22 protein-coding genes are annotated in these 22,205 nt (G+C 65.7%); 11 read left to right on the top strand and 11 right to left on the bottom strand.

Annotated elements, in window-relative coordinates; genetic code table 11:
• Window positions 1-38: 38 nt before the first annotated feature.
• The 5 genes from GRI42_RS11615 to GRI42_RS11595 form a co-directional block, all read right to left on the bottom strand.
• On the bottom strand, window positions 39-755 hold the full coding sequence (locus GRI42_RS11615; RefSeq protein WP_160608642.1) for a DUF1013 domain-containing protein: 717 nt from the start codon (window positions 753-755) through the stop codon (window positions 39-41).
• Between the two features lie 117 nt (window positions 756-872).
• The gene (locus tag GRI42_RS11610; RefSeq protein WP_160609199.1) at window positions 873-1,898 is read right to left on the bottom strand and encodes a glycosyltransferase family 4 protein; all 1,026 of its coding nucleotides are present in this window, start codon (window positions 1,896-1,898) and stop codon (window positions 873-875) included.
• Window positions 1,899-1,948: 50 nt separating this feature from the next.
• Window positions 1,949-2,854, bottom strand: a complete 906-nt coding sequence (locus GRI42_RS11605) for a UDP-2,3-diacylglucosamine diphosphatase (protein ID WP_160608641.1) — start codon at window positions 2,852-2,854, stop codon at window positions 1,949-1,951.
• A gap of 96 nt (window positions 2,855-2,950) precedes the next feature.
• Window positions 2,951-3,565, bottom strand: a complete 615-nt coding sequence (locus tag GRI42_RS11600) for a glutathione S-transferase family protein (RefSeq protein ID WP_160608640.1) — start codon at window positions 3,563-3,565, stop codon at window positions 2,951-2,953.
• On the bottom strand, window positions 3,558-4,544 hold the full coding sequence (locus tag GRI42_RS11595) for an NAD(P)H-quinone oxidoreductase (RefSeq protein ID WP_170290040.1): 987 nt from the start codon (window positions 4,542-4,544) through the stop codon (window positions 3,558-3,560). The genes GRI42_RS11600 and GRI42_RS11595 overlap by 8 nt, the downstream gene beginning before the upstream one ends.
• A gap of 124 nt (window positions 4,545-4,668) precedes the next feature.
• On the opposite strand from GRI42_RS11595, the gene GRI42_RS11590 reads away from it, so the two are divergent.
• The 7 genes from GRI42_RS11590 (at window position 4,669) to GRI42_RS11560 (ending at window position 13,367) form a co-directional block, all read left to right on the top strand.
• Entirely contained in the window at window positions 4,669-4,869 is a 201-nt protein-coding gene (locus tag GRI42_RS11590; protein WP_160608639.1) for a DUF1192 domain-containing protein, read from the top strand.
• Window positions 4,870-5,011: 142 nt separating this feature from the next.
• The gene (gene clpA / locus GRI42_RS11585; RefSeq protein WP_160608638.1) at window positions 5,012-7,393 is read left to right on the top strand and encodes an ATP-dependent Clp protease ATP-binding subunit ClpA; all 2,382 of its coding nucleotides are present in this window, start codon (window positions 5,012-5,014) and stop codon (window positions 7,391-7,393) included.
• 73 nt (window positions 7,394-7,466) lie between these two features.
• Window positions 7,467-9,494 (top strand): alpha/beta hydrolase family protein, encoded by a 2,028-nt coding sequence (locus tag GRI42_RS11580; protein ID WP_160608637.1) that lies wholly within the window; start codon window positions 7,467-7,469, stop codon window positions 9,492-9,494.
• 35 nt (window positions 9,495-9,529) lie between these two features.
• Window positions 9,530-10,534, top strand: a complete 1,005-nt coding sequence (locus GRI42_RS11575; RefSeq protein ID WP_160608636.1) for a ligase-associated DNA damage response exonuclease — start codon at window positions 9,530-9,532, stop codon at window positions 10,532-10,534.
• Between the two features lie 4 nt (window positions 10,535-10,538).
• Window positions 10,539-12,131 carry a cisplatin damage response ATP-dependent DNA ligase gene (locus tag GRI42_RS11570; RefSeq protein WP_160608635.1) on the top strand — a complete coding sequence of 531 codons (1,593 nt, stop codon included), beginning with the start codon at window positions 10,539-10,541 and terminating at the stop codon, window positions 12,129-12,131.
• A 30-nt stretch (window positions 12,132-12,161) separates the two neighbouring features.
• The gene (locus GRI42_RS11565) at window positions 12,162-12,827 is read left to right on the top strand and encodes a YoaK family protein (RefSeq protein ID WP_160608634.1); all 666 of its coding nucleotides are present in this window, start codon (window positions 12,162-12,164) and stop codon (window positions 12,825-12,827) included.
• 27 nt (window positions 12,828-12,854) lie between these two features.
• Window positions 12,855-13,367 (top strand): DUF1993 family protein, encoded by a 513-nt coding sequence (locus tag GRI42_RS11560; RefSeq protein WP_160608633.1) that lies wholly within the window; start codon window positions 12,855-12,857, stop codon window positions 13,365-13,367.
• On the opposite strand, the gene GRI42_RS11555 is transcribed toward GRI42_RS11560, so the two are convergent.
• Genes GRI42_RS11555 through GRI42_RS11530 form a run of 6 tightly spaced genes read right to left on the bottom strand, consistent with a single transcriptional unit; the run spans window position 13,364 to window position 17,884 of the window.
• Window positions 13,364-13,645, bottom strand: a complete 282-nt coding sequence (locus GRI42_RS11555) for a DUF167 domain-containing protein (RefSeq protein ID WP_160608632.1) — start codon at window positions 13,643-13,645, stop codon at window positions 13,364-13,366. The two genes, GRI42_RS11560 and GRI42_RS11555, sit on opposite strands and share 4 nt — an antisense overlap.
• Window positions 13,626-14,192, bottom strand: coding sequence for a gamma carbonic anhydrase family protein (locus GRI42_RS11550; RefSeq protein ID WP_315899669.1), 567 nt, complete (start codon window positions 14,190-14,192; stop codon window positions 13,626-13,628). The genes GRI42_RS11555 and GRI42_RS11550 overlap by 20 nt, the downstream gene beginning before the upstream one ends.
• Window positions 14,189-14,746, bottom strand: a complete 558-nt coding sequence (locus tag GRI42_RS11545; RefSeq protein ID WP_160608630.1) for a GNAT family N-acetyltransferase — start codon at window positions 14,744-14,746, stop codon at window positions 14,189-14,191. The genes GRI42_RS11550 and GRI42_RS11545 overlap by 4 nt, the downstream gene beginning before the upstream one ends.
• Window positions 14,739-15,287: a GNAT family N-acetyltransferase gene (locus GRI42_RS11540; RefSeq protein WP_160608629.1), complete on the bottom strand. Its 549-nt coding sequence runs from the start codon at window positions 15,285-15,287 to the stop codon at window positions 14,739-14,741. Before GRI42_RS11540 ends, GRI42_RS11545 begins: the two co-directional genes overlap by 8 nt.
• Window positions 15,280-16,278 carry a porphobilinogen synthase gene (gene hemB, locus GRI42_RS11535; protein ID WP_160608628.1) on the bottom strand — a complete coding sequence of 333 codons (999 nt, stop codon included), beginning with the start codon at window positions 16,276-16,278 and terminating at the stop codon, window positions 15,280-15,282. The genes GRI42_RS11540 and hemB overlap by 8 nt, the downstream gene beginning before the upstream one ends.
• A gap of 40 nt (window positions 16,279-16,318) precedes the next feature.
• Window positions 16,319-17,884, bottom strand: a complete 1,566-nt coding sequence (locus tag GRI42_RS11530) for a peptidoglycan DD-metalloendopeptidase family protein (protein ID WP_160609197.1) — start codon at window positions 17,882-17,884, stop codon at window positions 16,319-16,321.
• 229 nt (window positions 17,885-18,113) lie between these two features.
• Between GRI42_RS11530 and GRI42_RS11525 the strand changes: the two genes are divergently transcribed.
• The 4 genes from GRI42_RS11525 (at window position 18,114) to GRI42_RS11510 (ending at window position 22,134) form a co-directional block, all read left to right on the top strand.
• Window positions 18,114-20,630 (top strand): helicase-related protein, encoded by a 2,517-nt coding sequence (locus GRI42_RS11525; protein WP_160608627.1) that lies wholly within the window; start codon window positions 18,114-18,116, stop codon window positions 20,628-20,630.
• Window positions 20,631-20,632: 2 nt separating this feature from the next.
• Window positions 20,633-20,911 (top strand): RNA-binding S4 domain-containing protein, encoded by a 279-nt coding sequence (locus tag GRI42_RS11520; RefSeq protein ID WP_160608626.1) that lies wholly within the window; start codon window positions 20,633-20,635, stop codon window positions 20,909-20,911.
• A gap of 28 nt (window positions 20,912-20,939) precedes the next feature.
• Window positions 20,940-21,278, top strand: coding sequence for a ferredoxin FdxA (fdxA, locus tag GRI42_RS11515; protein ID WP_160608625.1), 339 nt, complete (start codon window positions 20,940-20,942; stop codon window positions 21,276-21,278).
• A 322-nt stretch (window positions 21,279-21,600) separates the two neighbouring features.
• On the top strand, window positions 21,601-22,134 hold the full coding sequence (locus tag GRI42_RS11510; RefSeq protein ID WP_006832856.1) for a CarD family transcriptional regulator: 534 nt from the start codon (window positions 21,601-21,603) through the stop codon (window positions 22,132-22,134).
• Window positions 22,135-22,205 lie beyond the last annotated feature (71 nt).

Below are 22,205 nucleotides of genomic sequence, written 5' to 3'. Positions count from 1 at the left end.
GCCTCGCCCGCCCTTCGAATTGGCTTTGCCGGATGCTGTCAGGCTTCTTCGGCGGGTGCTTCGCCTTCTTCCTCGGCGGCACGCTTGGCGCGGAGCCATTCCTCGGCCTCGGCTTCCTGTGCGGCTTCGGCGGCGGCCTTTTCATTGGCATCGCGTTCGGCGCGCAGTTCCTCGATCAGCTTTTCGCGGTCGCTGCCCGAATCCGCCACGGCTGCAGCGCCTTCGATGCCGGCCTTCTTGGCAGCCTTGGCGACGACGGCGTCGAGTTCGCGCTGCGAACACAGGCCGAGCGTGACCGGGTCCTTGGGATTGATGTTCTGGATGTTCCAGTGGCTACGCTCGCGGATCGCGGTGATCGTGTTGCGCGTGGTGCCGATAAGCTTGGACACCTGCGCGTCCGAGACTTCGGGGTGGTTGCGCAGGATCCAGGCGATGCCGTCCGGCTTGTCCTGGCGCTTGGACACCGGCGTGTAGCGCGGGCCCTTGGTGCGGCTGACGGCGACGGGCGCGCGCTGCATCTTGAGGCGGTATTCCGGATCGGCCTGGCCGCGGTCGATTTCGGCCTGCGTCAGTTCGCCCGAGTGGAGCGGGTCGCGGCCGGTGTACTTGCTGCCTGCCAGGTCGTCGGCCATGGCCTGCACTTCGAGGATGTGGAGGCCGCAGAATTCGGCGATCTGCTCGAACGAGAGGCCGGTGTTGTCGACCAGCCAGGTGGCGGTCGCGTGCGGCATCAGCGGAGTGGGTTGGTCGGCCATGAAAGCGCCTTTTCTCAGACTTGAAAATAGAAGGGCCGCCCCTCGCGGAGCGGCCATTGCCCCGCCCATGTAGGCGAGAGGCGCGGATTCGGCAAGGCGCAACGCGCGCCCGCCGGCTCAGGCGGCAGGCAGCGCGTCGGGCGGCAGTGCGGCGAGCCCGTCGAGGAATTGCGCGGTCGCCGCTTCCCAGGAATACCGCCGGGCGAGCGCCACGCAGGCCGCGCTCTCGCAATATAGCGCCGCATCGATCGCTCGGTCGAGCTGGAACGACAGCGCGCCGACCTCGTCGGTCACGATATCGCGCGGGCCCGCAACCGGAAAGGCGGCGACAGGCGTGCCGCAGGCCAGCGCCTCGATCATGACAAGTCCGAAGGTGTCGGTCAGGCTGGGAAAGACGAAGACGTCCGCGCCGGCATAGCAGCCGGCCAGCTCGCGCCCGCTCTTTCGGCCAAGGAAAAGTGCATCGGGATAGCGGGCGCGCAAACCTGCCAGCGCAGGCCCGTCGCCGACCACGACCTTGCTGCCCGGATGCCTGCAATCGAGGAACGCTTCGAGATTCTTCTCCACCGCGACCCGGCCGACATAGAGCTGGATCGGGCGCGGCAGGCCGGCGAATTCGGCAGGCACGGGCGCGTCGGGCGTGAAGCAGGCAAGGTCGACGCCGCGGCTCCAGTGATGAAGCTTGTCGAGGCCATGGGCGCGCAGTTCCTCGCGGATGCTGCCGGTCGCGACCAGCACCCTGCTGGCGGGGCGGTGGAACCAGCTGATGTAGCGCCAGAACCATTCGCTCGGCAGGCTGGTCCGACGCGCCACATAATCGGGAAACTGCGTGTGGTAAGCGGTGGTGAAGCTCACTCCGGCAGACGCGCAATAGCGGCGTGCAGCAAGCCCCAGCGGACCTTCGGTCGCGACATGGATGGCACCGGGAGAAAACTCGCGCAGCATCCGCGCAACCACGCCGGGCCTTGCGAGCGCCAGGCGGATTTCCGGATAAGTCGGGCACGGAATGCTGGCGAACAGGTCGGGCGAGATCACCAGCACCTCGTGCCCGCCAGCACGCAGCAGGTCGCAGGTCGTGGTCAGCGTTCGCACCACTCCGTTCATCTGCGGCAGCCAGGCATCGGTCACGATTGCGATGCGCAGGGCCTTGCCCGTGCCGGTCGCCGCCAAAGGATCGAGAGTGGCGTGAGCGTTCACGCAGCCTCCAGCGCGGTCTCGGCCTCCATCACGGCCACCTTTTCCGCCTCGCGTTTCGCGATCTCTTCGGGCCAGTGGAGGATTTCCATGCTGCCGTCGAAATGCTCGACCAGCGCGGTGCAGCCTTCGACCCAGTCGCCGTCGTTATAATAGGCAACCGAAGTTCCGGCGTGATCGAAGTCGCGGATATCGGCAGTGTGGATGTGGCCGCAAACGACGCCGTCCACTCCGCGCTCGCCAGCAGCGCGGGCGACGATGGCTTCGTATTTCGAGATGAACTCGACCGCGTTCTTGACCTTGTGCTTGGCTGCCTTGGAAATCGACCAATAGGGCAGGCCGAACAGCTTGCGGACCGAGGCGACCCAGGTGTTGAGCCGCATCATCGCGTGGTAGAGTGCGTCGCCCACGAAGGCGAGCCAGCGGTGCGCCAGCATGATCGTGTCGAATTCGTCCCCGTGCAGCACCATCAGGCGGCGCCCGTCGGCCGTGTCGTGGAACGCGGCACGCGCAATCTCCACCCCGCCGAAATTCATCCCTGCAAAGGGGCGGACCATCTCGTCGTGATTGCCCGGGATATAGACGATTCGCGTGCCGCGATGCGCGCGCTTGAGGATGCGCCAGACGATGTCGTTGTGTTCGGCGGGCCAGTAGAACTTCTTCTTCAACCGCCAGCCGTCGATGATGTCGCCGACCAGGTAGAGCGTGTCGCTGTCGGTGTGGTCGAGGAAGTCGATCAGCAACTCGGCATTACAACCCTTGGTGCCGAGATGGATGTCGCTGATCCAGATCGTGCGGAAGCGCCGCCGCTCGTCGAGGCTGGTGCGCTCGGGCACCTTGGGCCGGACGGGCAGGAAGCTGGAAACATTGGCAAAAGCGGTGAGATCGGGCGTCAGTTCGGTCATGCAAGGCCTCCCCTGTTCGGGAAGCTCCATGCCATTCCATTATGACACCGGCATCGCAGCTCGGTTACACTTGCGCGTCTTTGCTACCGTTCGGAGTCAGGCCATTGCGATGTAGCCGGGCAGGGCCTCTACTCGTGCCAGCCATGCGCGGATCGCCGGATATTCGTCCAGCTTGAATCCGCCATCGCCCGCGACATGGGTATAGGCATAAAGCGCAATGTCGGCGAGTGTGACGCTGTCGCCCACGAACCAGTCGCGCGTGGCAAGATGCGCATCCATCAGCGCCAGCGCCTCACAACCGGCGATACGCTTGGCCATGATTTGCGCATCCTGCTGCTCGGTCAGCTTGTCCTCGCCCACGAAATGCAGCCAGAAGCGCAAGGTCGCGATATTGGGTTCGTGGCTGTACTGTTCGAAGAACATCCAGCGCAGCATGTCGGCACGCTCGAACCGTGTCTCAGGCACCAGCGCGCTGCCTTCGGCCAGGTACCAGCAGGCGGCATTGCTTTCGGGCAGGAAGCGATCGTCCACCTGCAGGACCGGGATACGCCCGTTGGGATTGACCTGTTCGAGGAATGCGGCGGTGCGCGTCTCGCCTGCCATGATGTCGTACTGGCGCAGGGCCAGCGGCACGCCCACCAGAGCGGCGGTCAGCTTGATCTTGTAGCAATTGCCGCTGCGCGGATCCTCGTGGAGCGTATAGTCAGCCATTGCCGACCTTGAGGACGATCTTGCCGACATGATCGCCCGCTTCCATCCGTGCATGGGCAGCGGAAACCTCTGCCAGCGGGAAAATCTCGTCCATCACCGGCGCGATGGTCCCGTCCTCGAACAGCGGCCAGGCATGGTTGTAGATCTCGTCGGCGAGCAGCGCCTTGAACTCGTCCGAACGCGGGCGCAGCGTCGAACCGGTCATGGTCTGCCGCTTGCTCATCAGCTTGGCCATGTTGATTTCCGCCTTGAGCCCGCCGAGCACGGCGATGGTCACGTGCCGCCCGTCCACCGCGAGGCAGTCGAGATTGCGCTGCACGTAATCGCCCGAGACCATGTCCAGCACCACGTCGGCTCCGCGGCCGTCGGTAAAGGCATTGACCTTCTCGACGAAATCCTGGGTCGTGTAATTGATCGCGAGGTCCGCGCCGATCCGGCGGGCGGCCTCGCACTTGTCCTCGCTGCCGGCGGTGGTGACGACGCTGAGGCCGAATTCCTTGGCCAGCTGGATGGCCATGGTGCCGATGCCGCTGGTCCCGCCATGGACCAGCAGGGTCTCGCCATCGCGCGCCCAGCCGCGCTCGAACACATTGTGCCAAACGGTGAACAGCGTTTCGGGAATGGCGGCCGCGGCGGCCATGTCCATGCCGTGCGGGACATGGAGGCAGTGGCCGGCATGGGCGAGGCAGTATTCGGCGTAGCCCCCGCCCGACACCAGTGCGCAGACGCGCCGGTTGAGCATTTCGGGCGCGGCCCCTTCGCCGATGGCGACGACGGTGCCCGACACCTCCAGCCCGGGAATGGGAGAAGCGCCAGGCGGCGGCGGGTAGAAGCCTTGCCGCTGGATCACGTCGGGGCGGTTCACGCCGGCATGATCGACCTTGATCAGGACCTGCATCGGACCGGGGACCGGCACGGGCAGCGTTTCGGGGCGGAAAACCTCCGGCCCACCGGGTGCATCGAAACCCATCGCGGTCATCGTTTCCGGCGGATTGTCGGCCAAGTATCGCCCCCGTCGCAAAATCGTGGCCCCTGCGCCACGCGGCGGTGCATTACCGCCTGGGCGTGTTGACAGCAACCGCCCAAAGGAAGAGCATGGCCGCATGGATGACGACGACCGTCCGCGCCCCAAGGGCGACGCCGCGAGCAAGCTCGCCGCGGAGGACCTGTCCCCTTATTCGATCGACGAACTGGAAGAGCGGATCCGCCTGCTCGAGGACGAAATCGCCCGCGTCGAAAAACACCGCCTGAAAGCCGCCGCACACCGCGATGCGGCCGACGCCCTGTTCGGGCGAAAGGGCTAGGGCGTGCGCGGGGGGCTGAAATTGCGCCGCCCGCTTCCCATATCGCTTTCCCACGCTGCCGTCCGGTCAGCTTTCGTCAAGCTTGATACCCTAGGCTCACCCTGTCTCGCCCTTCTGCGAGTCCCTCGAAAGTAGGATCCGAATGCCAAGTTTCGCTGCCAATCTCGAAAAGACCCTCCACGCCGCGCTGAGCGATGCGGGCGAACGTCGCCATGAATATGCGACGCTCGAACACCTGCTCCTGGCGCTGATCGGCGACGAGGACGCAGCGCAGGTCATGACCGCCTGCGGTGTCGACCTGGGCGAGCTGACGGCAGTGGTGACCCAGTATCTTGAACAGGAATACCAGTCGCTGAAATCCGACGACGGCGCCGACCCGCAGCCGACCGCCGGTTTCCAGCGCGTCATCCAGCGCGCCATTCTCCACGTCCAGTCCTCGGGCAAGGACACGGTGACCGGCGCGAACGTGCTGGTAGCGCTGTTCTCCGAACGCGACAGCTACGCGGTCTATTTCCTGCAGCAGCAGGACATGAGCCGCCTCGACGCGGTGAGCTTCATCAGCCACGGCATCGGCAAGGGCGGCAAACAGGTCGAGGCACGCCCGCCGCAGGGCGCGGAAGAGGCGCAGGGCAATGAGGCGGCGGAACAGGCCAAGCCTGCCGACAAGAAGGAAACCGCGCTCGACCAGTTCACGGTCAACCTCAACAAGAAGGCCGAGGACGGGCGCATCGATCCGCTGATCGGCCGCGGGCCGGAAGTCGACCGGACCGTGCAGATCCTGTGCCGCCGGTCGAAGAACAACCCGCTCTACGTGGGCGATCCCGGCGTCGGCAAAACCGCCATTGCCGAAGGCCTTGCGCGCAAGATCGTCGAAGGCGACGTGCCCGAAGTGCTGCTCGATGCGGTGATCTACTCGCTCGACATGGGCGCGCTCCTGGCCGGCACGCGCTATCGCGGCGATTTCGAGGAGCGGCTGAAGCAGGTCGTGAACGAGCTCGAGGGCATGCCCGACGCGATCCTCTTCATCGACGAAATCCACACGGTGATCGGTGCGGGTGCGACCAGCGGCGGGGCGATGGACGCCTCGAACCTCTTGAAACCGGCGCTGTCGAGCGGCGCGATCCGCTGCATCGGTTCGACCACCTACAAGGAATTCCGCAACCACTTCGAAAAGGATCGCGCGCTGCTGCGCCGGTTCCAGAAGATCGATGTGAACGAGCCCACTATCGAGGATACGATCAAGATCCTCCAGGGCCTGCGCAGCGCGTTCGAAGACCACCACAAGGTCAAGTACACGCCCGATGCGATCAAGACCGCGGTCGAGCTATCGGCGCGCTACATCAACGACCGCAAGCTGCCCGACAAGGCGATCGACGTGATCGACGAGGTCGGCGCGATGCAGATGCTGGTACCGCCCAGCCGCCGCAAGAAGAAGATCACCGCCAAGGAAATCGAGGCCGTGATCGCGACCATGGCGCGCATCCCGCCCAAGTCGGTGTCGAGCGACGACAAGAAGGCACTCGAAAACCTCGAGCGCGACCTCAAGCACGTGGTCTTCGGCCAGGATGCCGCGGTCGAGAGGCTATCGACCGCGATGAAGCTGAGCCGTGCAGGCTTGCGCGATCCGGACAAGCCGATCGGCTCGTTCTTGTTCTCCGGCCCGACCGGCGTCGGCAAGACCGAGGTCGCCCGCCAGCTCGCCAGCATCATGGGCATCGAGCTCAAGCGCTTCGACATGTCGGAGTACATGGAGCGCCACTCGGTGAGCCGCCTGATCGGCGCACCTCCGGGCTATGTTGGTTACGACCAGGGCGGTCTTTTAACCGATGCGGTTGACCAGAACCCGCACTGCGTCCTCCTGCTCGACGAAATCGAGAAGGCGCATCCGGACCTGTTCAACATCCTGCTGCAGGTGATGGATAACGGCCGCCTGACCGACCACCACGGCAAGACGGTCGATTTCCGCAACGTGGTGCTCATCATGACTACCAATGCCGGCGCGTCCGACATGGCACGGCAGGGGATCGGCTTCGGCGACGTGAGCAAGGAAGATGCGAGCGAAGAAGCGGTGAAACGCATGTTCACCCCCGAATTCCGCAACCGTCTCGATGCGATCGTGCCGTTTGCCTATCTCGGCAAGCAGACCGTCGCGCGCGTGGTCGACAAGTTCATCCTCCAGCTCGAACTGCAGCTGGCCGAACAGAACGTCGACATCCAGTTCGACAAGGAAAGCCGCGCATGGCTCGCCGACAAGGGCTACGACAAGCTCTACGGCGCGCGCCCGATGGGCCGCCTGATCCAGGAAAAGATCAAGCAGCCGCTGGCGGAGGAACTGCTGTTCGGCAAGCTGGCCGACGGCGGCGAAGTCGCGGTGACGCTGAAGGACGGCAAGCCCAGCTTCGAGCTGACCCCGGCACCGCCCAAGGCCAAGGCGAAGCCCAAGCGCAAGCCCGCGGCAAAGAAGAAGGCCGCGCCAAAGAAGAAGCCCGAGGCCGATACCAGCGAAACCAAGGGCGAAAGCTGAGCGGCCCGCCGCTCTAGCCAGAATCGCTTCCGTGTGATTGAACCTCCCCTGTTGCCGCAGGGGAGGTTTTTTCATGAGATACGCCTGTTTCGTCGCGCTCGGTATGGCGCTTGCCGCACCGGCCCATGCGCAGGATGCGCCCAGCCCGGACTTTACGGCAGAGGACCTGTTCGGCCTCAGCGTGGCGGCCGATCCGCAGATCAGCCCGGATGGCAAGCGCATCGCCTATGTGCGCCGGACCAACGATATCATGACCGATGCCGCGGTTTCCTCGATCTGGATGATCGACGTGGCGAGCGGGGCGGAAACGCCGCTGGTGACGGGAGAAGGCTCGCATTCCAGCCCGCGCTGGTCGCCAGGCGGCGATCGCCTCGCCTATGTCTCGACCCACAGCGGGGGCGGGCCCGAACTGCACGTGCGCTGGATGGCCAGCGGGCAGAGCGCGAACATCACGGCCCTGCCCGGCGCGCCGCAATCGCTGGCATGGTCGCCCGACGGCAAGCGCATCGCCTTTTCGGCCGACATCCCGTCCGAACCGCTCAAGCTCGGCTCGCCGCTTTCGCCGCCCGAAGGCGCCAAGTGGAAGCCGGGACCGCAGATCATCGACCGCGTGACCTATCGCTATGACGGGGCCGGCTATCTCACGCCCGGTTTCACGCAGGTCTTCCTCGTCAATGCGGTCGGCGGCGCGCCGCGCCAGCTGACCCATGGCGACCGCAATCACGGCGGCGGGCTCGAATGGACGCCCGACGGGCGCACCATCCTTATCAGCGGCAATCGCGACGAGGACTGGGAGCTGAGCGGCGTCGACAGCGAAGTCTATGCGATCGACGTGACCTCTGGCGCGATTACCGCGCTGACCGACCGCGACGGTCCCGATGCCAATCCGCAAGTCTCGCCTGACGGAAGGCAGATCGCCTACCTTGGCTATGACGACCAGGCGATGGCCTATGTCCAGAACGGCATCTACGTGATGGACCGCGACGGGTCGAACAAGCGCCGGATCGCCAGCGACTTCGACCGCGACGTGACCTCGCTCGAGTGGAACGCCGCAGGCCTCTTCGCAGGCTACGAGGACCAAGGCACCTACAAGGTCGCCAAGGTATCGCTGGGCGGCAGCGTCAGCCCGCTCGGCGCGGAGCTGGTCGATACCTATTACACGCGTCCCTATGCAGGCGGGCAGTGGAGCGTGTCCGATGGCGGCGTGCTCGCTTACACTAGCGGCAGCACTTTGAGGCCCTCCGACGTATCGGTGCTGCGCGGCGGCAAGGCCACGCGCCTGACCTCGCTCAACGACCTGAAACTGTCGGGCAAGCGCCTCGCGCAAGTGCGCGAACTGCAGGTAACGGCGGCCGACGGGACGAAGATCCCCAGCTGGATCGTGCTTCCCGCCGACTGGCAAGAGGGCAAGCCACTGCCGATGATCCTCGAAATCCACGGCGGCCCCTACGCCGGTTACGGCCCGAGCTTCTCCTCGGACTACCAGATCTACGCCTCGGCCGGTTATGCGACGCTCTATACCAATCCGGGCGGTTCGACCGGCTACGGCCAGGCTTTTGCCGACCGGATCGAGGGCAATTACCCGATCTCCAACCATGACGAGCTGATGGCGGCAGTCGATGCAGCCGTTGCCGCAGGCTATGCCGATGCAGGCAACCTGTTCGTCACCGGCGGATCGGGCGGCGGGATCCTGACCGCGTGGATCGTGGGCAAGACCGACCGCTTCGCTGCGGCCGCCTCCTACAAGCCGGTAATCAACTGGACCAACATGGCCCTGATGAGCGACGGCTACGCCTTCTTCGGCAAGTACTGGATGAAGGGCCAGCCGTGGGAGCGACCCGAAGATTACTGGCGCCGTTCGCCGCTCGCCAATGCGGCCAACATCAAGACCCCGACGCTGATGCTGGTGGGCGAGGAGGACTATCGCACCCCGCGCAGCGAGGCCGAGCAGTTCTACGGCGCGCTGAAGGTACTGGGCGTCGACACTGCGCTGGTCGTCATGCCCGGCGCAAGCCACAGCGATCTGACCATGAGCCCGAGCCAACAGGCGGCCAAGGGCGCGGCGGTCATCGCCTGGTTCGACAAGTACAAAGACAAATAAGGAAACCGGCGCGCCTCCCTGCCGTTGGTGCGGGGATGGCCGCCCCCTTTTCCTGGATCCGACCCGAGCCGCACGGCATCCACATCGTCCCCGCAGACTGCTGGGTCGATCCCTCGCGCGCGGTCGACAAGGCGCTGGTGACGCACGGCCATGCCGACCATGCGCGCGGCGGGCACGGCCAGACCGTCGCCACGCCCGAGACGCTGGCGATCATGAAGTTGCGCTACGCGACTTCTGCAGGCGCGACGCCGGTCGCCTATGGCGAGACGATCCGCCTGCCCGGCGGGGTCGATGCGACCTATGTGCCCGCAGGCCATGTCCTCGGCAGCGCGCAGATCCTGCTCGAACACGCGGGCGAGCGCGTGGTGGTGACGGGCGACTACAAGCGCCGCGCCGATCCCACCTGTGCGCCTTTCGAGGTGACGAAGTGCGACATCTTCATCACCGAGGCGACTTTCGGCCTGCCGCTGTTCACCCACCCGCCGATCGAGGAGGAGATGGCCAAGCTGCTCGAACGGCTCGCCGCGCATCCCGACCGCTGCGTTTTGGTCGGCGCCTATGCGCTGGGCAAGGCACAGCGCGTGATCGCGGAGCTGCGGCGCGCGGGACACCTCGACCCGATCTACCTCCACGGCGCGATGGAGAAGATGTGCCGTCTCTACGAGGAACACGACGTGGACCTCGGCGAACTCCGGCTCGTTGCTGACTATTCCAAGGACGATATGCGCGGCGCCATCGTCGTGTGCCCGCCCAGCGCCCTCAACGACCGGTGGAGCCGCCGCCTGCCTGATCCCATCACTGCCATGGCAAGCGGGTGGATGCGCGTGCGCCAGCGCGCACGCCAGCGCAATGTCGAGCTGCCGCTGGTCATTTCCGACCATGCCGACTGGAGCGAGCTTACCCGCACCATCGAGGAAGTCGGCGCACAGGAAAACTGGATCACTCACGGCCGCGAGGACGCGCTGCTGCGCTGGTGCCAGCTCCACCAGCGCCGCGCCCGCGCCCTGGCACTGGTCGGCTACGAGGACGAGGACGACTAGGCTAGTGGAAGAATTCGCCGCCCTCGTCGATGCGCTGGTCTACACGCGCTCCCGCAACGAGAAGCTGCGGCTGATCGCCGGGTATCTGCGCGCGACGCCCAACCCCGATCGTGGCTGGGCGCTGGCAGCGCTGTCCGACGGGCTCGACTTTCCGGCCGTCAAAAGCTCGACGATCCGCAATCTGATGCAGGAGCGGGTCGATCCGGTGCTGTGGACGCTGAGCCGCGATTTCGTCGGCGATACGGCAGAGACGGCAAGCCTGTTGTGGCCAGCCCCCGCCGATCCGCCCTCTCCGCCAAGCGTGAGCGAAACGGTCGACCTGCTCTCGGCCATGACGCGCAAGAGCGTGGTGACGGAGCTTCCCAGGCTGCTCGACCGGCTCGATGCCTCGGGCCGTTATGCTCTGCTCAAGTTGGCGACCGGCGGGATGCGCATCGGCGTATCGAGTCGCTTGGCGAAGACCGCCTTCGCGCAGGCTTTCGACGTGCCGGTCGACGAGGTCGAGGAGTACTGGCATGGGCTCCAGCCGCCCTACGCCGAACTGTTCGACTGGGCTGCGCATGGCAAACCCCCGCCCGATACCGAGAACCTGCCGACCTTCCGCCCCTTCATGCTGGCCCACCCGCTCGAGGACACGGTGGTCGACCTCGCCGATTATGCAGCAGAGTGGAAATGGGACGGCATTCGCGTGCAGCTCGTGCATGCCGGCGGCGAGACGCGGCTCTATTCGCGCTCGGGCGACGATATTTCCGCGACCTTCCCCGAATTGCTCGACGTGCTGCCCTTCAACGCGGTGCTCGACGGCGAGCTGCTCGTGCGCGGCAGCGTGCAGGGCGGTGAAGAAGGCGGGGCAGCCAGCTTCAACGCGCTGCAGCAACGCCTCGGACGCAAGACCGTGTCGAAGAAGATGCTCGCGGAATATCCGGCCTTCGTGCGCCTCTATGACGTCCTGATCGTCGAGGGCGAGAATTTGCGGGAACGGGCATGGACGGAGCGTCGCTCGCAGCTCGAGGCGCTAATGGCGCGCCTGCCGGACAGCCATTTCGATATCAGCAGCGTGGTCGAGGCGCGCGATTTCGAGCACCTCGCGCAGATACGTGAAGGCAGCCGCGACGATGCGATCGAAGGGCTGATGCTCAAGCGCAAGGACAGCCCCTATATCGCCGGTCGGCGCGTGGGATACTGGTACAAATGGAAGCGCGACCCGCTGCTGGTCGACTGCGTGCTGATGTATGCCCAGCGCGGCAGCGGAAAGCGATCAAGCTTCTATTCCGACTACACTTTCGGTTGCTGGGACGGCGACCCGGATCAGGGCGCGGACCTGCTGCCGGTGGGCAAGGCCTATTCGGGCTTCACCGACGAGGAGCTGAAGAAGCTCGACCGGCACGTGCGCCAGAACACAGTCAACCGCTTCGGCCCGGTGCGCGAAACCGACCGGAGCTTGGTGTTCGAGGTCGCCTTCGACAGCGTGCACGAGAGCAAGCGGCACAAGTCCGGCCTCGCCATGCGCTTCCCGCGCATCCACCGCATCCGCTGGGACAAGCCGCCGCACGAAGCGGATCGGATCGATGCGCTGCGGTCGTTGATCAGGGATTGATTTCGGAGCGATTCGGGGCAAGCTGTTGCCGTGCATCGCTACGACCCCGCCCGCCAGAAGCTGGCCATCGGCCTCGCCTTCCTTGCTGGTGCGGTCGACGCCACAGGGTTCCTCGCCACGGGTGGCTATTTCGCATCGTTCATGTCGGGCAATACGACAAGGCTGGGCGTGGACTTCGCCACAGCCGCGGGTGCGGTCCTCCTGCCGCTGACGATCATCGGCAGTTTCACCGGGGGCGTGATCATGGGCGCAATTGTCGCCGGGCGATGGCCTGCGTGTCGCAAACGCTTGCTCTTGATGGGCGTGTCCGCACTGCTGGGCCTGGGCGCTTTGGCCCATTCAGGTGGTTACACCCTCGGCTTCCTTGTTCCGGCGGCTTGCGCGATGGGCCTCGCCAACAACGTCTTTTCCAAGGATGGCGAGGTCACGGTCGGCGTTACATATATGACGGGCGCGCTCGTGCGCTTCGGACAAGGGATTGCCGCAAGGCTGACGGGCCGGACCGCACCAAGCATGCGCGGATACGGTCTGCTGTGGCTTGCCCTGGCGATAGGTGCTTTCGGAGGAGGTTGGGTGTACGCCCACAATCAGGTCATTGCGCCGCCGCTGTTGTGCGCTCTGGCCGTCATTCTCTTCGGTGCGGCCTTTCTGATCGAACGGGCCAACCCTATTGATATGGGGTCGGCGCCGACCTAGCTGGTGTGGGCCTCACGGGAGAGAACCATGTCCTATTCGTCCGCCGCAATCGCCACTTTTGGCAACATCCTTGGCACGCTCGACCATCTCGCGGCCAAGGCCCAGAAGGCCGGGGTGTCCGACGAGCGATTGGTCGTGGGGCGGCTCGCCGAGGACATGCTTCCGCTGGAATCGCAATTCCGCATCGCGGTGAACCAGGTCTACATGGCGCTCGGCCGGGTGTGGGGCATGGACATTCCGCACGAAGAGACGGCGCTTGCCAGCTTCGACGAGGTCCGCGCCATGCTGGCCAAGGCACGCGAGTATGTGGCTTCTGCCGGTGAACGCGAAGCCGCGGCGCATGACGCGGAAATCGACATGACCCTGCCCAACGGCATGCGCTTTGTGATGGCCGCGCACGAATACCTGCGCGACTGGACGATGCCCAACTTCTATTTCCACGCCGCAACCGCCTACGCCATCCTGCGCAAGGAAGGCGTGGGACTGGGCAAGATCGATTTCGTCGGCTTCCTTGCGCGCTATGCGCGGCCTGCGGGCTAGGCCTCGACCCGGAAAAGCTTCTCGCGCGAAGTCGCGCCGCACAACATCTCGACCCGCGACGGCGCAATGCCGAGCGCGTGGGCAAGTAGCCGGATGACTGCATCGTTCGCCGCGCCGTCCTGCGGCTTGGCGCGCACTTTCACGAGCACGCGGCCATCCTCGATCGTCACCGCCTCGCTGCGCGCGCCGGGCGTGACCCGGACGGCGAGACGCTGCCGATCATCGAGCAGGGCGAGCAGTTCGCCGGCTTCGGGAAGCTCAGCCTTTGAGCGCTTCATCAACGGCGGCAGCGTGATGCTTCGCGTTCTCGGCGTAATGCGCCGTGCCCATGCGCATGCCGGCCACGGCCATGTCGTCGAGATCGCGCATCTTGCGCGCCGGGCGGCCGCCCCACAGCTCGCGCGCGCCCATGACCTTGCCCTCGGTCAGCATAGCGCCTGCTGCCAGCATGGCGTCGCTGCCGATCACGGCCTTGTTCATGGCAATCGCGCCAAGGCCAACGAAGCCGCGGTCCTCGATCCGGCAACCGTGGACCATCGCCATGTGCCCGATCAGCACGTCGTCGCCGATGATGAGAGGCGAGCCATCGGGATCGCCCGGACGCGGCGGGTCGCAGTGGAGCACGCTGCCGTCCTGCACATTGGTCCGCTCGCCGATGACGATGCGACTGACATCGGCGCGCAGCACGCAATTGTACCAGATCGAGCTTCCCGCCCCGATCGTCACGTCCCCGATGATCGTGCAGCCCGGCGCGATGAAGGCGCTCTCGTGGATGTTCGGAACCTTGCCGTGGATCGGTACGATATTGACGCCGGGCCTGGTCACTGGGCATTCTCCCATTGGTCTTTTGTCATGCTGTAGAGGATGGTCTTACGGTCCTCTGGCGGAAAGTTCGGGTCCTCGAAATCGAGATCTTCGCGCCGGACCATGCCGAGCTTTTCCATCAGCTTCCAGCTGGCCACGTTGAGGTCGCTGGTCAGAGCGACGACTTGGGGTGCATCCACGCGCCCGAAGGCCCAGTCGAGAATCGCGCGCACCGCTTCTTCGGCATAGCCCCGTCGCCAGCGGTCCTCGCGGATGAGCCAGCCGATCTCGTGATCGCCCTGGTTCTTCGCCAGCGGGTTGTCGACCAGCTTGATGCCGGCATGGCCGACGAGTTCGCCTGTGTCCTTTTCGACCAGCATCAGGAAGCTGAAGCCGCGCGTGGCGTACCACTGGATCGCCTTGGCGTGCTTCGCCTCGATTTCGTGCAGTTCCTTGGGGCCGCCCAGCCGGGCCATGACCGCCGGCGTGTTGAGCAGTCGGTATTGCTCGGCCGCGTCGCTCTCCTCGATGGTGCGCAGGATCAGGCGGTCGGTTTCGGCGATGATGTCAGCCATGCCAATCGCCGCGCGCGATCGAATAGACGATGATGACGGGATTATCTTTGTCGAAATCGGCGTTCGCGAAATCGAGATCCTCGCGCCGGCGCATGCCGAGCCGTTTCATGAGCCCCCAGCTGCCCTCGTTGCCCATGACGGTGAGCGCCACGACCTCGTTCGCGCCGAAACGCTCGAAAGCGAGGTCGAGCGAGGCCTTGGCCGCTTCCTTCGCATAGCCCTTGCCCCAGGCATCTTCGCGCAGGCGCCAGCCCACTTCCATCATGCCGATCGGCCCGCCCTGCTGGTTGCAGCGCTTGAGCCCGCAAAAGCCGAGGATTTCGCCGTCGTCCTTGCGCTCGACCACCCAGAAGGTGTGGCCGTGGTCGCGGGTGTAGGACAGCAGGCGGTCCTGTGCACCCTGACGCTTGGCATCGTCGGCAACGCCGCCCAGCCAGCGCATGACTGCAGGCGTGTTGGTCGCCGCCCAGAACGGCCCCCAGTCCTCCTCGCGCCAGTCGCGCAGGACCAGCCGGTCGGTTTCGTGCCGGAACTCAGCCATTCAGCAGTCGGGCTGCCAGCGGCGCGTGATAAGTCAGCACGCCCGAACAGCCGGCGCGCTTGAAGGCGACGAGCTTTTCCATGAGCAGCGCCTCGCGGTCGCCGACACCGGCTGCCGCGCCCGCTTCGATCAGCGCGTATTCGCCGCTGACCTGGTAGGCGAAGACGGGCACGCCGAACTGCTGCTTCGCGCGCCAGATCACGTCGAGATAGGCAAGCCCCGGCTTGACCATGATGCTGTCCGCACCTTCGGCGATGTCGAGCGCGATTTCGCGCAGGGCCTCGTCGCCGTTGGCAGGATCCATCTGGTAGCTTTTCTTGTCGCCCTTGAGCAGGCCGCCGGACCCCACGGCGTCACGGAACGGGCCGTAGAAGGCCGAGGCGTATTTCGCCGCGTAACTCATGATCTGGACGTTGGGATGGCCGTTCATTTCTAGCGCCATGCGGATCGCCTTCACGCGGCCGTCCATCATGTCGGAGGGCGCAACAATATCGGCCCCGGCTTCGGCCTGCGTGACCGCCTGGTCGACCAGCACCGCGACAGTGTCGTCGTTGAGGACATAGCCATTCGCATCGATCAGCCCGTCCTGCCCGTGGCTTGTATAGGGGTCGAGCGCGACATCGGTGAGGATGCCGATATCGCCGCCGCAGGCATCGCGCACTGCCTTGATCGCCCGGCACATGAGATTGTCCGGGTTGAGCGCTTCGGCCCCGTCGTCGCTACGCTTGCCCTGCGGCGTGTTCGGGAACAGCGCGATACAGGGAATGCCGAGTTCGACCGCTTCCCGCGCGCGTTTCGCAATCCCGTCGATCGACCAGCGCGAAACGCCCGGCAGGCTCGCGACAGGCTCTTCCACCCCCGTGCCTTCGGTGACGAAGAGCGGCCAGATGAGATCGGCCGGGGTCAGCACCGTTTCGCGGTGCATCCTGCGGCTCCAGTCGTGGGCGCGAGTGCGGCGCATCCGCGTGGCGGGATAGGAAGCGTTGGTCATGATGCGCACCGTCTGCCGCAATCGCGGCGGCGGCGCAATCTCAGCCGACCGTCTTGGGCGCGTCGAGCTTGTCGATTTCGCGCAGGGGCGTTTCGCTGGCGATTTCCTCGGCCGTGGGCGCGAGGTCTTCGAGCGCGGCGCCTGCCTCCACCGTCTTGATCCGGCGCAGCGTTTCGCGGAAGCGCTGCAGCTCTGCACCCGACAGCTGGGCGCGGGTGACGAACTTGACCGAGGCCGGGTTCACCGCGCGGCCGCTGCGGTACATTTCGTAATGGAGGTGGGCACCGGTCGACAGGCCAGTCGAGCCGACATAGCCGATGACCTGCCCGCGCCGCACCGATTGCCCGCGGTTCACCGCAATGCGGCTCATGTGGCAGTAACGCGTGTCGATCCCGCCTGCATGGCGCAGGCGCACCGCATTGCCGCAGCCGCCCATGCGGCCCGCACCGGTCACCTGCCCGTCGGTCACGGCGACGATCGGCGTGCCGTGCCCGGCCTTGAAGTCGACGCCCGAATGCATGCGCCGATAGCCGAGGATCGGGTGGCGCCGCATGCCGAAGCTGGAGGACATGCGCCCGGGCACCGGCGCGACGAGGCCGCCGCGTTCCTCACCCACGCCCGAAGCTTCGTAGAACTGGCCGTCCTTGCCCCAGCGCATCAGCTGGATCGGCGTGCGCGAGCCGCGTTCGAGCCCGGCGAAGATCAGCTGGCCCGCCTGCCGCTCGCCTGTAGCGGCGCGGCGATGCGAGACGATGATGTCGAAGCTGTCGGTGGCGCGCACGTCGCGTTCGAGATTCACCTGCTGCGAAAGCGCCTTGAGATAGGCCTGGATCGCGCTCGATGGCGCACCGGCCGCGCGGGCGGAGCGGTAGAGGCTGTCACCCACCGTGCCGCGGATGCGCAGCGGCGTGTCGTCGACGCGGATGGCCTTCTTCGCCAGCGTCAGTTCGGCTCCCGGATCGAGACGCGAGACCGACAGTTCGAGGTCGAACCGCGCGCGGAACGTGAGGTCTTCGAGCGGGCGCGATACGCCCGGTGCAGGCCGGCGGCCCAGCGTGATGTCGATCTGCGTACCCGGTTCGAGCTCGCCGAGCGGGATGGCGCCCTGCACCATGGACAGCACCTGGCGCGCCTCGTCGCGGCCGACCCCTGCGCGCAGCAGCGTTCGCTCGAAACTGTCGGGCGAGGAAAGCGTGGCGAGCATCTGCAGCTGCGGCCGCTCGGGCGCTTCCGCCAGCGGGCGCACAAGGTTGCTCGGGCCCATGCGGCGGCCGGTATCGGCGCCGAGCGCCAGCGGCAGGATCGCCTGGCTGTGGTATTCGTCGAGCACCGGCTTGTCGTCGGGCAGCGGCGAGGCCGCCTCGAGCGGGGCGAAGTCGGGCCAGAAAGCCAGCGCGACCACCGACAGGCCGACGAATGTGCCAAGACCGCGGAACCAGCGCTTCGATCCGATGTCGGCGCCGAGATCCGGCGCGATGTCGAGCGTTTCAATCCGCGCGAACAGCTGGTCGCGAAGCGTGCCAAGCGAAAAACGGGAAGTGGAAGACGTCGCCTGTGCGCCGGGCATGGCGATTGCGGCCGCCCCTGCGGAGCCGCCAGCAAGCATCGATACCGATTGCGGTCCCTCGTCCTCGTCGGACTCGTACACCTGAAACCCTCCGTCGCGAGCGCATGGCAGCGCCCAGCCCGTGCATTCGTAAAGCGACCTAATCCATGGCGGAATCAAGGTAAAGATCGCCTTAACCGCGACGTCTTTTCGTCGGGAATGCGGTCAATTGCGCGTATCGGGCGACGGGCGGTTGCGCATGGCGGGGGGCGCTGCCACCTAGGCATGCGTGAACGACGCCCCGATCAAGGCGGTCCTCGGGCCCACCAATACCGGCAAGACCCACCTCGCCATCGAGCGCATGTGCGCGCATTCGAGCGGTGCGATCGGTTTCCCGCTGCGCCTGCTCGCCCGCGAGGTCTACGACCGGGTCGTGGCGATCAAGGGCGAGAAGTCGGTCGCGCTCATCACCGGCGAACAGCGGATCGAGCCGCCCGAGGCGCGCTATCTGTGCTGCACGGCGGAGGCGATGCCGCGCGATGCGGGCGAGCGGGCCTTCGTCGCGCTGGACGAGGCGCAATTGTCGGCCGACCGTGAGCGGGGGCATGTTTTCACAGACCGCCTGCTCAATGCGCGGGGACGTGAGGAAACCATGATCCTCGGCGCAGCCACGCTGGAGCCGATGGTTCGCGCATTGGTACCCAAGGCGGAGATCTCTGCCAGGCCGCGCTTTTCCACCCTCACCCATATCGGCCCGCGCAAGCTTTCGCGCCTGCCTCCGCGCAGTGCCGTCGTCGCGTTCAGTTCCGAAGCGGTCTATGCGGTCGCCGAGATGCTGCGCCGCTTTCGCGGTGGCGCCGCCGTGGTCATGGGCGCACTTTCACCGGAAACGCGCAACAAACAGGTCGAATTGTTCCAGAATGGTGAGGTGGATTACATCGTCGCCACCGACGCCATCGGCATGGGCCTCAACCTCGACGTGAACCATGTCGCCTTTGCCGGCCTGACCAAGTTCGACGGGGTGCGCATGCGGCGGCTGCATCCCGCAGAGATGGCGCAGATCGCCGGGCGTGCAGGGCGCCACCAGCGCGACGGCACTTTCGGCACGCTTGCCGGAGCGGGCGGCAAGTTCGGCCCCTCGCCCGAATTCACCGAGGAAGAGATTTACGCGATCGAGGAGCACCGCTTCGCCCCGATCACCAAGCTGTTCTGGCGCGAGGCGGAGCCGCGGTTCGATTCGCTCGCGACGCTCATCGCCGATCTCGAGACGCCTCCGGCCCACGAAGCCTTGCGGCTCGCGCCCGAGGCAATCGACCTCGCCACGCTGAAACGGCTGGCCGAGGAGCCCTTTGCCGCCACGATCCGCAGGCACGGCAAGGTGAGGCGCTTCTGGGAAGCCTGTTCGCTGCCCGATTTCCGCCAGCGCGGGCCCGACGTGCACGCCCGCTTCGTCGCACGCCTGTGGCAGGATCTGCAGGAGGGCTATATCGGCGCGGACTACGTTGCCGCGCGGATCTCGGAACTCGACAATACAAGCGGCGACATCGATACGCTCCAGGGGCGGATCGCCGCGATTCGCAGCTGGGCCTATATCTGCCAGCGTCCCGACTGGGTGCTGGCGCGTGACGAAATGGCGTCACGGGCAAGAGGCGTGGAAGCAAAACTGTCGGATGCGCTCCATGCGCGGCTGACCGAAAGATTCGTGAACCGGAGGACGGCAATCCTGATGAAATCGCTGGGACAGGACGCGGGGCTGCTCCCCATCGCGCTGGATGCAGAAGGCGTGCTGCGCGTCGAGGACGAGGCGCTCGGCCATGTCGAAGGGTTCCGCTTCGTCGTCGACCAGGCCGCCAACCACGCCGACCGCAAGATGCTGCTGGCTGCAGCCGAGAAGGCCCTGCCGCGCATCCTGGGCGAACGCGCCGAAGCGCTCGCCGCCTCGGATATGGCGGACGTGGAATTGTCGCGCGGGGCGATCCGGTGGAAGGGCCACATGCTGGCCAAGCTCAACTCGCGTGACGGACAACTAAAGCCGGAGCTCGAGCCCGCACGCGAGCTAGCAACCTTGCCCGAGGCATCGCGCAAGACGCTGATGGCCGCGCTCGGCACCTGGCTCGACGGCAAGCTCGAACCGCTCGAACCGCTGCACCGGATGCATGTTGCCGCCACCAATCCCGATGCCGGGTCGCAGGCGCGCGCGCTGCTGCTCAACCTCATCGCCGGGCACGGTTTCGTCACCCGCGAAAAGGCAGGGCTCGAACACCTGCCCAAGGAAATGCGCCCCTTCCTGCGCAAGATCGGCGTGACTTTCGGCGCGCTCGACATCTATTCGCCGTTGCTGCTCAAGCCCGCACCGCGCCAGCTGCTCGCAGCCCTCGGCATCGACCGGCGCCCGCTGCAGGACGCGATGCTCCCGGTCATTCCGGATGCGAAGAAGCTTCCGTCGGGATACCGCCATGCCGGGACGCAGGCGATCCGGCTGGACCTGGCGGAAAAGATCTTCCGCGCCGCGCACGATGCGCGGACCAAGGCCGGCGGGAAGCGGCGCTTCGCGCTCGACCTTGCCCTGCCCATCTCGATCGGGCTGGAGGAAAAGAACGCCGAGCGCCTGCTGGGCCAGGCAGGCTTTCGCGTCCAGCGCGCCCGCCCGCTGGCCGAAGGCACCTTCGGACCGCCGCGTCCCGACCAGTGGGAATGGCGCCCCTCGGCACGGCGCAAGCAGAACCAGCGCCCAGCGCCCGCACCGGCGAAACCGCGCGAAGGCAGCGCCTTTGCCGGCCTTGCCGACCTCATGAAACAAGGCTGAGAGTGCGGATCGACCGCCTGCTGTGCTTCCTGCGCTTCGCGCGCACACGAAGCGCGGCTCAGAGGCTGGTCGAAGAGGGGCACATCCGCCGCAATGGCGAGCGCGTGACGCGTGCCAGCCGGGACATTGCCATCGGTGATGTGCTCACTCTCCCGCTGGGGAACGCGGTGCGCCTGATCGAGGTTGTGGAGTTGCCGACGCGCCGCGGTCCGCCGCGCGAAGCAGCGGCCTGCTATCGCGAACTTGACCCGGGCGGGCAAAGCGGAATAGCAGCACCTTAGCCAAAGCGAGACAGGGAATTATCGCACCATGACCTACGTCGTCACCGACGCCTGCATCAAATGCAAATACACCGATTGCGTCGAGGTCTGTCCCGTCGACTGTTTCTACGAGGGCGAGAACATGCTCGTCATCAACCCGTCGGAATGCATCGACTGCGGCGTGTGCGAACCCGAATGCCCGGCCGAGGCGATCCTGCCCGATACCGAGGACAATCTCGAGAAGTGGCTGGAGTTGAACACCAAGTATTCCGCCGAATGGCCGAACATCACCCAGAAGAAGGAACCGCCGGCCGACGCCGACGATCACAAGGGTGAAGAGGACAAGTTCGACAAGTACTTCAGCACCGAACCCGGCGAAGGCGACTGATCGCCGCCGGCGCCTTCCGGCGCAGCTGCATTCCCTGCTGACTCGAGAAGCCGGCTCCGCGCGGCTGGCAGCGATGGCCCGTGCGCAATCGGAAGATTCGATTGCCCGGGCCCGAAAGCGTCAAAGACTCGCAATAATCCACAAGCTGTGCTATATAATGCAACAACTGCGCCGGTGTGCTCCCGGCCAGATGTGAGAATCGAAAGGGCCGGAAGAGCAACCAATCCGCAAGTCGACCGTTATGCCGCATGCCTCCCCCCGGGTGCGGACAGGTCTTTTTTGCCGCTTGGCCAAGCCTTCCACCCCGAGAAAGGATTGATTCATGGCGAGCAAGGCTGATGCCTTCGACGTTGGCGACTACGTTGTCTATCCCAAGCACGGCGTTGGCCGTGTCATCGAACTGCAGAGCGAAGAAATCGCCGGCATGCAGCTCGACCTCTACGTGCTCCGCTTCGAGAAGGAACGCATGACGCTGCGCGTTCCGGTCAACAAGGTCGAATCGATCGGCATGCGCAAGCTGTCGTCGGACAAGACGCTCAAGGAAGCGATGGAAACCCTGAAGGGCAAGCCCAAGGTGAAGCGCACCATGTGGTCGCGCCGCGCCCAGGAATACGAAGCGAAGATCAATTCGGGCGAAATCGTCCTGATCGCCGAGGTGACCCGCGACCTGTTCCGCCCGGACGACCAGCCGGAACAGAGCTATTCGGAACGCCAGATCTTCGAAGCGGCATCCAGCCGTCTCGCCCGCGAACTCGCGGCGATGGAGAAGACCGACGAAGCGACCGCGCTCGAGAAGATCCTCGACGTGCTGCGCGAACATGCGCCGCAATATTACGAGAACACCGAAGAAGCCTGATCGGCCAAGGCCATTGCTGCTTCGACGAAGGGGCCGCTCCGCAAGGGGCGGCCCTTTTCGCATGGGTTGAA

Source organism: Qipengyuania gaetbuli (genome assembly GCF_009827315.1).
Classification (GTDB): domain Bacteria; phylum Pseudomonadota; class Alphaproteobacteria; order Sphingomonadales; family Sphingomonadaceae; genus Qipengyuania; species Qipengyuania gaetbuli.
Note: the sequence above shows the minus strand (reverse complement) of the source record. Positions and strands in the feature narration are given on the sequence as shown.